This window comes from Streptomyces sp. SD31, from assembly GCF_052068475.1.
Taxonomy (GTDB): Bacteria; Actinomycetota; Actinomycetes; order Streptomycetales; family Streptomycetaceae; genus Streptomyces.
In genome coordinates this window covers 103,312-118,034 of record NZ_JBQHCX010000003.1, presented here as the reverse complement: position 1 = coordinate 118,034, position 14,723 = coordinate 103,312, and the positions used below count along the sequence as shown (strand labels likewise).

At 71.8% G+C, this 14,723-nt stretch carries 11 protein-coding genes; 8 read left to right on the top strand and 3 right to left on the bottom strand.

Translation table 11 applies throughout. The features are described 5' to 3' along the window. Positions 1–32: 32 nt before the first annotated feature. Positions 33–1,337, bottom strand: coding sequence for a helix-turn-helix domain-containing protein (locus ACTMVF_RS07885; RefSeq protein ID WP_441270226.1), 1,305 nt, complete (start codon positions 1,335–1,337; stop codon positions 33–35). Positions 1,338–1,738: 401 nt separating this feature from the next. Here ACTMVF_RS07885 and ACTMVF_RS07880 point away from each other — a divergent pair, with 401 nt between their 5' ends. Further along, the gene (locus ACTMVF_RS07880) at positions 1,739–3,895 is read left to right on the top strand and encodes a primosomal protein N' (RefSeq protein WP_441270225.1); all 2,157 of its coding nucleotides are present in this window, start codon (positions 1,739–1,741) and stop codon (positions 3,893–3,895) included. Positions 3,896–4,094: 199 nt separating this feature from the next. Here the strand turns inward: ACTMVF_RS07880 and ACTMVF_RS07875 are convergent, their stop codons facing one another. Beyond that, positions 4,095–4,637: a hypothetical protein gene (locus ACTMVF_RS07875; RefSeq protein WP_403337173.1), complete on the bottom strand. Its 543-nt coding sequence runs from the start codon at positions 4,635–4,637 to the stop codon at positions 4,095–4,097. 352 nt (positions 4,638–4,989) lie between these two features. Here ACTMVF_RS07875 and fmt point away from each other — a divergent pair, with 352 nt between their 5' ends. Both fmt and ACTMVF_RS07865 read left to right on the top strand, forming a co-directional pair. Further along, positions 4,990–5,922 (top strand): methionyl-tRNA formyltransferase, encoded by a 933-nt coding sequence (gene fmt / locus ACTMVF_RS07870; RefSeq protein WP_441270224.1) that lies wholly within the window; start codon positions 4,990–4,992, stop codon positions 5,920–5,922. A 124-nt stretch (positions 5,923–6,046) separates the two neighbouring features. Continuing rightward, entirely contained in the window at positions 6,047–7,474 is a 1,428-nt protein-coding gene (locus tag ACTMVF_RS07865; protein ID WP_441270223.1) for an RsmB/NOP family class I SAM-dependent RNA methyltransferase, read from the top strand. 352 nt (positions 7,475–7,826) lie between these two features. Here the strand turns inward: ACTMVF_RS07865 and ACTMVF_RS07860 are convergent, their stop codons facing one another. Further along, entirely contained in the window at positions 7,827–10,004 is a 2,178-nt protein-coding gene (locus ACTMVF_RS07860) for an MMPL family transporter (RefSeq protein ID WP_441270222.1), read from the bottom strand. A 134-nt stretch (positions 10,005–10,138) separates the two neighbouring features. On the opposite strand from ACTMVF_RS07860, the gene rpe reads away from it, so the two are divergent. The 5 genes from rpe (at position 10,139) to ACTMVF_RS07835 (ending at position 14,671) form a co-directional block, all read left to right on the top strand. Further along, complete coding sequence (gene rpe / locus ACTMVF_RS07855; protein ID WP_441270221.1) at positions 10,139–10,825, top strand: ribulose-phosphate 3-epimerase; 687 nt, start codon at positions 10,139–10,141, stop codon at positions 10,823–10,825. Between the two features lie 78 nt (positions 10,826–10,903). Further along, entirely contained in the window at positions 10,904–11,947 is a 1,044-nt protein-coding gene (locus tag ACTMVF_RS07850) for a sugar-binding transcriptional regulator (protein WP_441270220.1), read from the top strand. Between the two features lie 137 nt (positions 11,948–12,084). Beyond that, entirely contained in the window at positions 12,085–12,399 is a 315-nt protein-coding gene (locus ACTMVF_RS07845; protein ID WP_441270559.1) for a barstar family protein, read from the top strand. Between the two features lie 131 nt (positions 12,400–12,530). After that, positions 12,531–13,973 (top strand): GuaB1 family IMP dehydrogenase-related protein, encoded by a 1,443-nt coding sequence (locus ACTMVF_RS07840; protein ID WP_441270219.1) that lies wholly within the window; start codon positions 12,531–12,533, stop codon positions 13,971–13,973. A gap of 545 nt (positions 13,974–14,518) precedes the next feature. Further along, positions 14,519–14,671 carry a hypothetical protein gene (locus tag ACTMVF_RS07835; protein ID WP_441270218.1) on the top strand — a complete coding sequence of 51 codons (153 nt, stop codon included), beginning with the start codon at positions 14,519–14,521 and terminating at the stop codon, positions 14,669–14,671. The last annotated feature ends 52 nt before the right edge of the window (positions 14,672–14,723 follow it).

Genomic DNA, 14,723 nt, shown 5'->3' with positions numbered 1-14,723 from the left:
AGGGTTCTGACTGGAGCTCGGGTTTTGCGCCGCTAGGCGGTGGGGGCGAGGGCTGCCGTGAGATGTGGGGCAACGGCCAGGTACGACCGGTTCCGGGGGTGACGGGACAAGGTGCGCGACAGGCGTCGCAGGTCTGTTGCGACGGTCGCGGAGGACACGTTCACGGCCAGTGGGAGTAGCTGCTCGGTGAGCTCGCAGGCGTGGTCGATCTCTCCGGCCAGCGCGTGTGCGAGCGCGCGGCGGACGCCGTAGCGGGCTTGAGTGCGCCAGGCGTCGGTGGGTAGTCGGGCGCATTCGCGGTCGAGGATCTCGGATGCCGCGCGTGGCCTGCCGAGGTCGACCAGGGACCAGCCCCTGATCATGGAGACGGGGTCAGTGAGATAGGTGGTGCCCAGGACGGGGGCTCCCGAGCCTGGGTCGAGGTCCCTGGACAGGAGCGTGCGCGCTCGGTCCAGACCGCGCATGCAGGCGTCATGGTCGCCCGCCAGGGCGTGACCCTGTGCCTCGCGCTGGGCTGCCAGGCCTCGGATACGCGGAGGGAGACGGTCGGAGCGCGCGCCCTCGGCCAGGGCGACGGTGTCGTCGGCCTCTCCGCGGTAGTACGTGATCAGCGCCCTGCGTACCAAGGCGTACGACGCCAGACAGTGGTCGCCGGAGGCCTCGGCCAGGTCCACGGCGTGCACGGTCCAGCGCACAGCGGCGCTGTCGTCGCCCGCCTCTTGGGCCAGCCACCCGGTGTACTCGGCGAAGCGCGCGGCCAGGGCGAGCAGTTCAGCGCCGGGCCGGGAGCCCGTCCGCAACGCCAGCGCACGCAGCGCACGCGTCTGCTCGGCCATAACGGGAAGCACGACGTTCGGAGGCGACACCTGGCCGAGGCGCCGGTACTGGGCCAGCAGGGCGCGGTGGGCGCTCAGCAGCGGCTCGCTGGGGGCCGTGATCCCGACCGCCGTTGTGCCCGCGGGCAAGGTGCCGGCTGCCTTCAATTCGTCGGTGGGCCCGGCTGCCAGGACCGCGGCGGCTCCCACGGCGATCACCTGTCGACGTGACGGAGCAGCCGGGAATCCAGGGGACTCCTCAGGCTCGTCCATGTGTGGCACGGCTCCTGCGGTGTTCCTCTGCGGCCGTGCGGGGGCCAGCGCGGTGAGGGTGCCGTCTGCGTCGAGCGCGGCGTCGCACAGGCGGGCCAGTTCGGAGGAGGGGCGCTTCTGGCCCGTCTCGATCTTGCTGAGCTGCCCTTTGCTGTAGTGCACCGAAGACGCGAGCTGCGCCAGTGTGAGGCCGGCCGTGATGCGCAGGCGCCGTAACTCCGCCCCGAACGCAGGTGGCTGCTTCAGCACCTGAACCCCCCTTAGGCCGACGTCCCTGGTCTCTCGGGCCCGTCCGGTCCCATCAGCGTCGGCCTGGTGTGCGACTCGAGCAAGGCGGCCGGCGGAGTTTCCCGTTTCCAGTTCTGATACCGGGCCGGAGGGCGCCGGAAAGCGTGGCTCGAAGTCGGCGGCTGAAACGATCACGGAAATGGCTGGGGAGTCGCGCTTGCGGATTCGGCGCTGGTGATCTCCTGGTGCGATGGCCGTGGCGGCTTTGGGGCCGGGGCCGGGATCCCTCGGGTTTGCATCCCGCCGTCGACCGGTTTGAGGGCCGGGCGGGGTGCCGAGCGGTCCGGGGCAGAGTGCGCTCCGTTGCTGTGGAGGAACTCGGGCGCCGTCGGATGTCAGTGGCGTTTGGTAAGAATGCAAGCGTGAGCAGCGAGAACGGGCAGACGGGTGGTGGGGCCGAGGGGGCGCCGCCCGAGCAGCTTGCGCTCATTCGGGAGAGTGTGCGGAAGGCCAAGGTGCCCAAGGCCAAGCCGCGGACGTGGCGGGGGGCCGCGTTGGCCAAGGAACTGCCCGTGGCGCGGGTGCTGGTCGACAAGGGTGTGCTGCATCTTGATCGGTACTTCGACTATGCCGTGCCGGAGGAGCTGGATGCCGACGCGCAGCCCGGGGTGCGGGTGCGGGTGCGGTTCGGGGCCGGGCGGCATCGCGTGCGGGACGGGCGGCGTGAGGGCGGGGGGCTGATCGACGGGTTCCTGATCGAGCGGCTCGCCGAGTCCGACTACTCCGGGCCGCTTGCGGCGCTCGCGCAGGTCGTTTCGCCTGAGCGGGTGTTGAGCGAGGAACTGCTGGGGCTCGCGCGGGCCGTGGCCGACCGGTATGCCGGGGGGCTGGCCGATGTGTTGCAGCTGGCCGTGCCGCCGCGCAGTGCGCGCGCCGAGCAGCGGCCTTCGCCGCAGGCGCTTCCGGCTCCCGGCAGGCCCGAGGTGGGGTCCTGGGGGCGGTATGAGCGGGGCGCCGTCTTTCTGGAGGCGCTGGCCTCCGGGGGTGCACCGCGGGCCGTGTGGAATGCGCTGCCGGGGCCCGAGTGGAGTGAGGAGCTGGCCCGGGCCGTCGTCGCGACGCTGGCCTCCGGGCGTGGTGCGCTGGTCGTCCTGCCGGACGGGCGGGCCGTCGCGCGGGTCGATGCCGCCCTGACGGCGCTCATGGGCGAGGGGCGGCATGCGGTACTGACCGCTGATGCCGGGCCCGAGAAGCGGTATCGCGAGTGGCTCGCGGTGCGGCGGGGCAGCGTGCGGGCGGTCGTGGGGACCCGGGCCGCCATGTTCGCTCCGGTGCAGGATCTTGGGCTGGTCGCGCTGTGGGAGGACGGCGACGACAGCCACAGCGAGCAGCATGCCCCGCAGCCTCATGCGCGGGAAGTGCTGCTGCTTCGGGCCGCACAGGACAAGTGTGGGTTTCTGCTGGGGAGTTGGAGCTGCACCGTCGAGGCCGCCCAGCTCGTGGAGAGCGGCTGGGCCCGGCCGCTCGTCGCCGGCCGGGAGCGGGTACGGGGCGCGGCCCCGCTCGTACGGACCGTGGGGGATGCGGATCTTGCGCGGGACGAGGCGGCTCGGGCCGCTCGGCTGCCCACTCTCGCCTGGCAGGTGGTGAGGGAGGGGCTGCGGCAGGGCCCGGTCCTGGTGCAGGTGCCCCGGCGGGGGTACGTGCCGCGGATGGCCTGTGCCGACTGTCGGGCCCCCGCTCGGTGCCGGCACTGTTCCGGGCCCCTGGAGGCGCAGGGCTCAGGGGTCGATCTGCGGTGCGGGTGGTGTGGCCGTGAGGAGGGTGGCTGGCACTGTCCGGAGTGCGGGGGGTTCCGGTTGCGGGCCCAGGTGGTCGGGGCGCGGCGGACCGCCGAGGAGTTGGGGCGGGCCTTTCCCGCCGTTCCGGTGCGGACCTCCGGGCGTGAGCATGTGCTGGACACCGTGCCGGGCACGCCCTCGCTGGTCGTGAGTACGCCGGGGGCCGAGCCCGTCGCCGAGGGCGGTTACGCGGCGGCGCTGCTGCTGGACGGCTGGGCCATGCTCGGGCGGCCCGATCTGCGGGCGGGGGAGGACGCGCTGCGGCGCTGGATCGGGGCTGCCTCGCTGGTACGGCCGCAGAGCGCCGGGGGGACGGTGGTCGTCGTCGCCGAGCCCACGCTGCGGCCCGTGCAGGCGCTGGTGCGGTGGGATCCCGTGGGACACGCGGTGCGGGAGCTTGCCGAGCGGGCCGAGCTGGGGTTTCCGCCGGTGTCCCGGATGGCTTCCGTGGCCGGGCCGGGGGAGGCGGTCGCCGAGTTCCTCCGTACGGTCGAAATGCCGCCGGAGGCCGAGGTGTTGGGGCCCGTGCCACTGCCCGTCACGGCGGTGGGGCGGCCGCGGCGCGTGGGGGCACCGCCGCCCGGGGAGCACTGGGACCGGGCGTTGATCCGGGTGCCGCCCGGGAGGGGGGCCGCGTTGGCTGCCGCGTTGAAGGCCGCGCAGGCGGCGCGGATGGCGCGGGGAGGGGGGGATGCGGTCGCGGTGCGGGTTCGGATTGATCCGCCTGACATCGGGTGACACTGCCTGGTGCCTGACATCGGGCGACACTGCCTGGTGCCTGGTGCCTGGTGCCTGGTGCCTGGTGCCTGGTGCCTGGTGCCTGGTGGCTCGTGGGCGACCTGGGGTGCGGTCCTCCTGCCCGTGAGGCCGGCTTTCCGGTGGCTCGGCATGCCGCTGCCCTCCCGGTCGCGTTCCAGGAGGGCAGAGTGAGGGAGCGTCAGCCGTTGCGCGGGCCGGGGAACGCCGTGGGTCGGGCCTCGTCGCGGAGGGCGGGGCTGCCGGCCGTCGGCTGTGTCGGCATGGAGCGGGCCGCGGGGACCGTCGGTACCGGGGGGAGGGCGGTGGTGACGTTGACCGTCCGGGATCCCGAAGGCTCGGTCGTCCGCTCGGTCTCCGCCGCCGACTGGGCGGCCGCGCGACGGGCGCCGTAGCGACGGTGGACCGCCTGCTTGGTGACGCCGAGGGCGGAACCCACCGCGTCCCAGGAGAAGCCGAGTGAGCGGTCGAAGTCCACGGCTGCCGTGACCAGGGTTTCGACGCTGTCCCGCAGCTCCTGGGCGAGACGGACCGTCGGGGCGGGGGCGCGTCCGTAGACGACGAAGCCCGTGGAGGGGCCGGAGCGGCGCGGGCGGTAGACGTTGCCCAGTTGGGCGGTGAGCGTGCGCAGTGCGTCCACCTGCCGGCGGACCCGCTCGATGTCCCGCACCAGCAAGTGCAGGCTGGCCCGAGCCTGGGCGTCGTGGGTTGCGTGGTCGGCCATGAACAAGCCTCTCGAACCGGCGTGAAAAGGAGAGGGCCGCGAATTCGGCGCACGCGGCCCGTTGTGGTCAACTCTTTCTTGACCAACGCGGGAGCGCTCCGCGGGTCACGCATTGGGGGCGTGTGGGCATATGCCTACGCCCCCGGGTGGGGTGGTGCGCCTCGGTCTTGGGCCTCGGACAGGTGCCTGCCCTCGCACCAGACGCTTCCAGTTGGCCGAGCGGCTGAACTCTCCCGCGGGGCTCACGAGGGGCGCATTCGTTCGCGGTGCTGCCGACGTGAGCCCCTGTGCTCCGCGCCCATAGACTTGTGTGTTGCCCAACCACCCCCGCCCGAGAGGCCCGTACCCACCCATGAAGCTTGTCTTCGCCGGTACCCCCGAGGTCGCCGTTCCCGCTCTGGACGCTCTGATCGCCTCCGGGCGGCACGAGGTGGCCGCCGTCGTCACGCGGCCCGACGCGCCGGCCGGGCGTGGGCGCAGGCTGGTGGCGAGCCCGGTGGCCGAGCGGGCCGCGGATGCCGGGATCGAGGTGCTCAAGCCCGCCAAGCCGCGCGACCCCGAGTTCCTGGAGCGGCTCAGGGAGATCGCCCCCGACTGCTGTCCCGTCGTCGCCTACGGCGCCCTGCTGCCGCGCGTCGCCCTCGACATCCCGGCCCACGGCTGGGTCAACCTGCACTTCTCGCTGCTGCCCGCCTGGCGTGGGGCCGCTCCCGTGCAGCACGCCATCATGGCGGGCGACGAGATCACCGGGGCCTCCACCTTCCTGATCGAGGAAGGGCTCGACTCCGGGCCCGTCTACGGGACCGTCACCGAGGAGGTCCGGGCCACCGACACCAGCGGCGACCTGCTGACCCGCCTTGCCTTCGCGGGCGCCGGGCTGCTCGCCGCGACCATGGACGGAATCGAGGACGGCACGCTGAAAGCCGTACCGCAGCCGTCGGAGGGGGTCACCCTCGCACCCAAGGTCAACGTCGAGGACGCCCACATCGACTGGAGCGCTCCCTCGCTGCGCGTCGACCGTGTCGTGCGCGGGTGCACCCCTGCCCCCGGTGCCTGGACCGTCTTCCGTGGCGAGCGGCTCAAGCTCATCCAGGTGCAGCCGGTGCCCGGGCGGGACGATCTCGCCCCCGGTGCGCTGTCCGTCGGGAAGAACAATGTGTACGTCGGGACCGGGTCGTACGCCGTCGAGTTGCTGTGGGTGCAGGCTCAGGGCAAGAAGCCGATGCGGGCCGCGGACTGGGCGCGGGGCGTGCGGATCGGGGACGGGGAGAGCCTCGGCGCCTGACCGACGGGATGGTCTCGGCGCCTGACCGACGGGATGGCCTCGGGCGTGACCAGCCGTACGTCGGGCCGGCGGTGCGACGTAGGCTGGTCGTACATCTCATCCAGCAATCCGGAGCACCTTTTTCGTGAGCGACACCTCCCGTCGGCCCCGCAAACCCGGCAAGCCCTACCGACGGCCCAAGAAGGACCCCGTCCGCGTTCTCGCCTTCGAGGCGCTGCGTGCCGTGGACGAGCGGGACGCGTACGCCAACCTCGTGCTGCCGCCGCTGCTGCGGAAGGCGCGGGAGAAGGGCGACTTCGACGGGCGGGACGCCGCGCTCGCCACCGAGCTCGTGTACGGGACGCTGCGCTGGCAGGGGACGTACGACGCCGTCATCTCCGCTTGCGTGGACCGGCCGCTGCGTGAGGTCGACCCGCCGGTGCTCGATGTGCTGAGCCTGGGTGTGCATCAGCTGCTGGGGACGCGGATTCCGCCGCATGCCGCCGTGTCCGCGTCTGTGGAGCTCGCGCGAGTCGTGCTGGGGGACGGGCGGGCCAAGTTCGTCAACGCAGTGCTGAGGAAAGTCACGCAGCACGATCTCGACGAGTGGATCCAGCGGGTCGCACCGCCCTACGACGAGGATCCCGAGGACCACCTCTCCGTCGTGCACTCGCATCCCCGGTGGGTCGTCTCGGCGTTGTGGGACTCGCTCGGTGGTGGACGGGCCGGGATCGAGCGGTTGCTCCAGGCCGACAACGAGCGGCCCGAGGTGACGCTGGTCGCGCGGCCGGGGCGGGCCACGACCGCGGAGCTGCTCGGCGAGGAGGCCGCTGAGCCGGGGCGTTGGTCGCCGTATGCCGTGCGGCTGGCCGAGGGGGGCGAGCCCGGGGCGATCGAGGCCGTGCGGGAAGGGCGTGCGGGGGTGCAGGACGAGGGGAGTCAGCTCGTCGCGCTCGCCCTTGCCAACGCTCCCCTCGACGGGCCCGATGCGCGGTGGCTCGACGGGTGTGCCGGGCCCGGCGGCAAGGCGGCGCTGCTCGGGGCCTTGGCCGCCGAGCGGGGGGCCATGCTGCTCGCCTCCGAGAAGCAGCCGCATCGGGCGGGGCTCGTGGCCAAGGCTCTCGAGGGCAATCCGGGGCCGTATCAGGTCATCGTTGGCGATGGGACGCGGCCGGCCTGGCGGGCGGGGAGCTTCGACCGGGTGTTGATGGATGTTCCCTGCACCGGGCTGGGGGCCCTGCGGCGGCGGCCGGAGGCGCGGTGGCGGCGGCGACCGGAGGACCTGGAGGGGTTTGCGCCTCTGCAGCGGGGCTTGTTGCAGGTCGCTCTTGATTCTGTGCGGGTGGGTGGGGTGGTCGGGTACGCCACTTGTTCGCCGCATCTTGCCGAGACGCGGGCGGTTGTCGATGACGTGTTGAAGCAGCGGGGGGATGGGGAGCTGATCGATGCTCGGGGGCTGTTCTCCGGGGTGCCGGAGTTGGGGGAGGGGCCCGATGTGCAGTTGTGGCCTCATCTGCATGGGACGGATGCGATGTATTTGGCCCTGATTCGGAAAGTGAGCCTGGCGGGCTAGTGGGCCAGGTGGGCTAGTGGGCTAGGTGGGCTGAGGCGGGGTGTACGGCGCGGCGTCGGTTGTTTGTCGGCCGGTGTCGGTGCGGGCCGCGGCTGTTGCTCGCCCCCGCCGTCCCTACCCGTCCCATCCCCAGGGGCTCTGCCCCTGGGCCCCGCTGGGGCTGCCGCCCCAGACCCCGCTTCGGCCCTTAAGGGGCCTTGTCCTCAAACGCCGGACGGGCTGGATGGTGCGGGCGGGCGTTGAGAGGTGCCGTTGGCCGTGTGCGAATGTGCCCTGCCATGTGTGTATGTGCCCTGCCATGTGTGTAAGGGCCCTGAGCCGAATGCCCGGGCCGGACGCGCCGCGTCCCCGGTCAATCGCCCCGCTGAGCTACCCCCTCCTCCGCCTCCGGAACTGCCGCCGTACCCCCGTCCTCCCGCGCCAGCCGATGCGGCCACCACACCTTCGGGCCCACGTCCAGGAACAGGGCTGTCACCAGGACCGAGCGCACGATGAACGTGTCCAGGAGTACCCCGAGTGCGACCGCGAAGCCGATCTCGGCGAAGGCGACCATGGGGAGGGTGCCCAGGGCGGCGAACGTGCCGGCGAGGACCAGGCCGGCCGAGGTGATGACGGCGCCGGTGGCGGCGAGGCCGGCGACCACGCCGGGGCGGGTGCCCTGGTGGGTGGCTTCCTCGCGGATGCGGGTGGTGAGGAAGATGTTGTAGTCGATGCCCAGCGCCACCAGGAAGACGAAGACGAACAGCGGGAAGTCGGTCGACTCGCCCGCGTAGTCGAAGAGGTGGCGGAAGGCCAGGGCGCTGATGCCCAGCGCGGCGGCGAACGACAGGATCACCGTGCCGATCAGCAGGAGTGGGGCGATCAGGGCGCGGAGCAGGGCGCAGAGGATCAGCAGGACCACGAGCAGGACCAGTGGGATGATCAGTATGTTGTCGTGGGTCGTCGCCTTGTCCATGTCCAGCAGGGCCGCCGCACCGCCGCCCACCTGAGCGTCCGCGTCCGGCACCTCGTGGACGGCGTCGCGGACCCGTTCGACGGTCTGTTTCGCGGCCTCGCTGTCGGCGGGGGCCGTCATCGTCGCCTCGAAGAGCACCTTGCCGTCGTACGACGGTTTCGTTGCTGGCGGGAGGCCCAGCGAGTCGGGGACGACGCCCGGTGTCTCGGCTACCGCGCGGCCCACCTGCACGGCCTGTGCCTGGTTGCTGACGATGACCAGCGGGTCGCCGCTGCCGGCCGGGAAGTAGCGTGCGGAGACCTCCTGGCCGGTGATCGAGTCCGGCTTGTCGGTGAACGCGTCCGCGTTGCTCAGCCCCTCGGCGCGCAGCTGGATCAGGCCGAGGGAGCAGATCGCCAGGGCGATGGCCGTGACGGCCCAGACCATGCGCGGGCGGTGGGTGATACGGCGGCCCATGCGGGCCCAGACGCCTCGCTTGTCCGGGTTCTCCGTACCGAGATGTGGGATCACCGGCCAGAAGATCCAGCGGCCGCAGATGACGAGGAGGGCGGGGAAGAGGGTGAGCATGGCCAGCAGGCCTACCGCTACGCCGATCGCCGCTACCGGGCCGAGGCCGCTCGTCGAGTTCATCTCCGCCGCCAGCAGCACCAGCATGCTCAGGACGACGGTCGCGCCGGAGGCGATCACCGCCGGGCCCGCGCGGTGCAGGGCCAGGGCCATCGCCTCGTGGCGGTCCTCGTGGCGGCGCAGTTCCTCGCGGTAGCGGGCCACGAGCAGGAGTGCGTAGTCCGTGCCTGCTCCGAAGACCAGGACCGTGAGGATGCCCGCGCTCTGGCCGTTGACCGTCAGGCCGCCGTGTTCGGCCAGGAAGTAGATGCAGGCCTGCGCTGTGAACAGGGCGACGATCACGGAGATGACGGGGACCAGGAGCAGGGTCGGGCTGCGGTAGGTCAGCAGGAGCATGACGATGACCACCGTCATCGCCGAGAGCAGGAGCGTGGAGTCGATGCCCTCGAAGGCCTCCGCGAAGTCCGCGGACGTGCCGCCCGGGCCCGTGATGTGCACGGCGAGCCCGCCGCCCCCCTCGCCGACGATGTCCCGGATGGAGTCGACAGCGGGTGCGATGCGCTCCCAGCCCTGCTCGTCCATGGTGATCGGGACCTGGAGCTGGGCCGCCTGCGGGTCCGCCTCGCGGTCGAAGACCGGCCCCCGGGTCTCGGCGCCCCGTATGCCGTGATCGGTCAGTTGCTTGAGCGCGGCAGCGTCCTCGGTGATCGCCGCCCGGTCCTGTGCCGTCAGGCCGCCGTCGCGGGCGTAGACGACGACCGCGGGGATCTGCTCCGGCCTGAAGTTCTCGGAGATCTCCAGGACTTGAGTGGACTCCGCCGACCCCGGCAGCCAGGAGGCCGCGTCATTGTCCTGTGCGTCGGTCAGCTTCTGGGCGAACGGCGCCGTCAGGAACAGCGCCGCCAGCCACAGCACGAGCACCAGCCACTTGGTGCGTCGGCCGCAGACCAGATGCGCGACGCCCCGCCGGCCCGACCATGACCGGCGCTGCTCCTGGGGCTCCGTCATGGCCACCCCCGCAGCCGTCTGCGGAGCCGGTCGGCCGCCCGGCATGGCATGCGCGAACCGGACACAACATCCGATGAACGTCTCAGGTCTGTACCGGCGCGAACATTCGTCCTCCGGCATGGCAGTCTTGGGTCATGGCCCCGCAGATCAGCCCCAGCATCCTGTCCGCCGACTTCGCCCGCCTCGCGGACGAGGCGAAGGCGGTCGATGGAGCCGACTGGCTCCACGTCGACGTCATGGACAACCATTTCGTCCCGAACCTCACGCTCGGCGTGCCGGTCGTAGAGTCGCTGGCCCGTGCGACGGACACTCCGCTGGACTGCCATCTGATGATCGAGGCCCCCGATCGGTGGGCGCCCCAGTACGTGGAAGCGGGGGCCTCTTCCGTCACCTTCCACGTCGAGGCCGCCGCGGCACCCGTGCGGCTGGCCCGGGAGATCCGGGCCAAGGGCGCGCGTGCCTCCATGGCGCTCAAGCCGGCGACGCCCATCGAGCCGTACGAGGATCTGCTCCCCGAGCTCGACATGCTGCTGGTCATGACGGTCGAGCCGGGCTTCGGTGGTCAGGCGTTTCTCGACATCATGCTTCCGAAGATTCGCCGCACCCGCGAGTTGATCAGCAAGCACGGTCTTCAGCTGTGGCTCCAGGTGGACGGCGGGGTCTCCGCCTCGACCATCGAGCGGTGCGCCGAGGCGGGCGCCGATGTCTTCGTCGCCGGATCGGCGGTGTACGGGGCCGAGGACCCCGCCGAAGCGGTCCGCGCACTGCGCGCTCAGGCGGAGGCGGTCACGAAGACCGCGGCCTGGGCATGCGACCACTGAACCAAGGGAATGTGAACGGCCGCCATCAGGGCGGATCAAGAGCGCCGGATCTGCAAGGATGAACGGCGAATCCAGAGTGTGAACAGCAGTGAGGAGATCGCCGTGTCGGGTATGTCGGCGGGCCGGTCAGCCATGCGGATGGGACCCGCTGAGCTGGTGCAGGCGGCGGCCATGGCCCGCCGCTTCTACCTCGAGGGCAAGTCCAAGATCCAGATCGCGGAGGAGTTCGGCGTCAGCCGCTTCAAGGTGGCCCGGGTCCTGGAGACCGCTCTCGAACGGGATCTGGTGCGTATCGAGATCCGCGTGCCGGCCGAGCTGGACGCGGAGCGCTCCGACGCGCTGCGCGCCCGCTACGGCCTCAGGCACGCCGTCGTGGTCGAGTCCCCGGCCGAGGCCGAGGAGTCGCCCGACCCGGAGAACCTGGGAGAAGTGGCCGCCGACCTGCTCGGCGAGCTCGTGAACGAGGGGGACGTGCTGGGCCTGGCCTGGGGGCGGTCCACCATCCACATGGCGGCCGCCCTCGACCGGCTGCCGCCCTGCACGGTGGTGCAGCTGACCGGTGTGTACGACGCCGGGACCGCCGAACGCGGTTCGGTCGAGGCGGTGCGCCGTGCCGCCCAGGTCTCGGGCGGCGACGCCCACCCCATCTACGCGCCGATGCTGCTGCCGGACGCGGCCACCGCGGTGGCCCTGCGCCACCAGACCGGGATCGCCCGGGCCTTCGAGTACTTCGACAAGGTCACGGTCGCCTGTGTCTCCATCGGCTCCTGGGAGCCGGGCATCTCGACGGTGCACGACATGCTCAGCGACGAGGAACGGGCGCACTACGCCTCCCTCGGCGTCGCCGCCGAGATGTCCGCGCACCTCTTCGACGCCGAGGGCCGCCGGGTCGGACGGGACCTGGGGGAGCGGTGCATCACGGTCAAGGCCGACCAGCTCCGCCGTATCCCCGAGGTCGTCGCGATCGCGGGCGGACAGCGCAAGGCGGCCGCGATCGACGCGGTGCTGCGGTCGGGACTCGTCACCAGCCTGGTGACGGACACGGCGGCGGCGGACGTGCTGATGACGGCGGGACAGACGCCGAAGCCCGCGCTCAACAGGGCGGACCCGGACGGACACTGACGGGACGTCAGGAAAGTCAGGGGGCGGCCCGTGCGGGGCCGTCCCTTCGTTCATCGGTGACCTTCATCGGTGACCTTCATCGGCGACGTTCATCGGCGATGTACATCGACGATCACTACGACCTTGGCGGTACTGAGATGACGCAGCTCGTGGTCACGCTGGACCTCGACGGGGTCACGGACAAGGCGGGCCTGATGGACCGCTGCGCCCGCGCCCTGGACCTGCCCGACTGGTTCGGCCGCAACTGGGACGCCCTCGCCGACTCCCTCTCCGACCACACCGTCTGGCCCGAGGGCGCCGTCGAGCAGGGGCTGCTGATCGTCGTACGGAACTGGCGGCCCTACGCGACGGCGAGGCCCGACGAGTGGGAGATCGCTCAGGAGGTCTTCTCCGAGGCGGCGGACCGCACGCCGGCACTCTCCGTGACGGTCGCTCTCGGAGGATCCTCCTAAGGCCCCTCTGACCTGCTTGGATGATGCGACCGTGCATCACGTTCCGGTCAGCATGGGACAATGAAGTACGTGCTCTTCCCCCTGGCTGACCTGTCCGGGGGCCACCTCTGATCGACTGGGATGTGCAGCACGTGCGTTTCCTCAATGACATCCAGCCCGCGTACGACCTGACGTACGACGACGTCTTCATGGTCCCGAGCCGCAGCGCGGTCGGCTCGCGGCAGGGCGTGGACCTCAGCTCCCCGGACGGCACGGGCACCACGATCCCGCTGGTCGTCGCCAACATGACCGCCATCGCCGGCCGCCGTATGGCCGAGACCATGGCCCGGCGGGGTGGTCTGGTGGTCATCCCGCAGGACATCCCGATCGACGTCGTCACGGACGTCATCTCCTGGGTCAAGAGCCGCCACCACGTCCTCGACACCCCGATCGTGCTGGCCCCCCACCAGACCGTCGCCGACGCACTGGCCCTGCTGCCCAAGCGCGCGCACAACGCCGGTGTGGTCGTCGACGAGGACTTCAAGCCGATCGGCGTGGTCACCGACTCCGACCTGTCCGGCGTGGACCGCTTCACCCAGCTCGAAGTGGTCATGTCCCGTGACCTGCTGCTCCTCGACGCCGACCAGGACCCGCGCGAGGCCTTCAACACCCTCGACCACCACAACCGGCGCTACGCCCCCGCCGTCGACTCCGACGGCCGCCTCGCCGGCATTCTCACCCGCAAGGGCGCCCTGCGCGCCACGCTGTACTCGCCGGCCGTCGACGCGAACGGCAAGCTGCGCATCGCGGCCGCCGTCGGCATCAACGGCGACGTCGCGGGCAAGGCCAAGCAGCTGCTCGACGCGGGCGTCGACACGCTCGTCATCGACACGGCGCACGGCCACCAGGAGTCGATGATCGCCGCGATCAGGACCGTGCGGGCGCTCGACCCGCAGGTGCCGATCGTCGCGGGCAACATCGTCGCCGCGGAAGGTGTCCGGGACCTCGTCGAGGCCGGTGCCGACATCATCAAGGTCGGTGTCGGTCCGGGCGCGATGTGCACGACGCGCATGATGACCGGCGTCGGTCGGCCGCAGTTCTCGGCCGTGCTGGAGTGCGCCGCCGAGGCGAAGAAGTACGGCAAGCACGTGTGGGCCGACGGCGGTGTCCGGCACCCGCGCGACGTCGCCATGGCGCTCGCGGCCGGGGCGTCCAACGTGATGGTCGGGTCCTGGTTCGCGGGCACCTACGAGTCGCCGGGCGACCTCCACCAGGACGCCAGCGGGCGGCTCTACAAGGAGTCCTTCGGCATGGCGTCCGCGCGGGCCGTCGCCAACCGTACGTCGGAGGAGTCGGCGTACGACCGCGCTCGCAAGGCCCTGTTCGAGGAGGGCATCTCCACCTCCCGCATGTTCCTCGACCCGGACCGCCCGGGTGTGGAGGACCTGATCGACTCGATCATCGCGGGCGTGCGGTCGTCCTGCACGTACGCGGGTGCGGGCTCTCTCGAGGAGTTCGCCGAGAAGGCCGTCGTCGGCATCCAGAGCGCCGCCGGTTACGCGGAGGGCAAGCCGCTGCACGCCAGCTGGAGCTGACGCCGCGGCAACGCCCATGGGGGTTCGCCCCCGCCGCCCCTACCCGTCCCATCCCGGGGCGCTGCCCCGGACCCCCGCTGGGGGCTGCGCCCCCAGACCCCCGCTTCGGCCCTGAACGGGCCTCGTCCTCAAACGCCGGACGGGCTGGAATGCCTGGACCGGCGTTGAGGGGTGAAGCCCCCTTACGGGTGGGTGGGGGCTGGGGATGGCGTGGCCTCGTCCTCGGACGCCGGGTGGGCTGGAATGCCTGGTCCGGCGTTGAGGGGTGAAGCCCCCTTACGGGTGGGTGGGGGCTGGGGATGGCGTGGCTCGTCCTCGGACGCCGGGTGGGCTGGAATGCCGGGAACGGCGCCGAGAGGCCAAGCCCTCTACGGGTGGGTGGGGGCTGCGGATGGCGTGGCCTCGTCCTCGGGCGCCGGGCTGGATTCAGCCCCTCCGGCGTTTGAGGAGCGGGGGTCCAGGGGGCCGAGCCCCCTTCGCGGGGTGGAAGGGGCGGAGCCCCTTCAGGATGGGACGGGTAGGGGCGGCGGGGGCGAGCGGCCTCGGTGCCGGCGACGACAACCCGCGCGGCGGCGCTCGACGCGCGGCCGGGATGCCCGCCCACAGTGACCTGCATCGACCGCTGGGCCCACCTGGACGCCGACGGCGTACGGCGTGAACGGGCCGATGCCCGCGTGTTCCTGGTGAAGGTCCTTTGAGAGCCCCGCGCAACGGTCGAAAGCCACCGCGCAACGAACCCTCACCCAACCC